Origin of the sequence: Paenibacillus albidus (assembly GCF_014644435.1) — a bacterium.
GTDB lineage: Bacteria > Bacillota > Bacilli > Paenibacillales > Paenibacillaceae > Paenibacillus_AQ > Paenibacillus_AQ albidus.
The window spans coordinates 1-840 of record NZ_BMKR01000108.1 but is presented as its reverse complement, the minus strand read 5'-3'; the positions used below and the strand labels follow the sequence as shown (position 1 = coordinate 840).

Genomic DNA, 840 nt, shown 5'->3' with positions numbered 1-840 from the left:
TACTTCTTTGAGACATTCCATTTTGCCTTCCGTCCACTTCCGAGAATGGGATTTTCCTGTGCTTTTCTGTATGACCTCTTGAAGGTCCTCGGTCTGATCCTCCAAACAACGGGCCAGCACATGTAGCGATGTCTCCGAGAATAGATTACCAAATACCTTCTCATATTCCGGAAACACTTGATCCAGCAAGGCTCTCATGTTTAATTTCGCTTGTACAAACATCCCTGTTACAAACTCATGCTGCCTCGTCACATGCTGAAGCTCTGTATAGCTATCCTCCCATGTCCGGTGCGGAGTCACATCTCCCCGGTAATACATCTCGGCTAAGTGCCAGGCATCTGCGGCATCCGTCTTTACCTTTCGCAAGTGGGTACCTTTCGCTCGTTTGGCCTGCAACGGATTAACGATAAAATACGTCCATCCGCTGTGTTCCAGGTAGGCCACCAGTCCGCGATGATAGTGACCGGTCGCTTCCAGAACGACGACTGGAGAACGCGCAGTCTGTGTCTGCAGCTCTGCCAGCATTTCCCCCAACTTCTCCAATCCGTCCTTCTCATGAGTAATACCTACCGCTTTCCCGTAAGGCTCATTCCGCTTGAGAAAGGCTTGTACAACACTGAAACCTTTGGCTACATCCACTCCCACTACTGGTTCCATAACAACCTCCAGAATGATATTCGCCGGCACTCCTACGATGGTTCCAAACCCATAGCTTCGCTTGTTATTCGGGGTCAATGCCCCTACCAGCTCAAACATGGTCATTGGAGGTAGTAGGAGAACAGTTTTTGTGACGGGGTAAACTCCCCAAAAAGACGCTCGTTCTCCCGGCTACCGCCATCT

General features: G+C 50.1%; 1 protein-coding gene. It reads right to left on the bottom strand.

Annotated features, from left to right (window positions below; genetic code table 11):
- The coding region (locus IEY53_RS34795) for an IS110 family transposase (RefSeq protein WP_229696543.1) at positions 1-762 on the bottom strand (762 nt) is incomplete at its 3' end.
- Positions 763-840 lie beyond the last annotated feature (78 nt).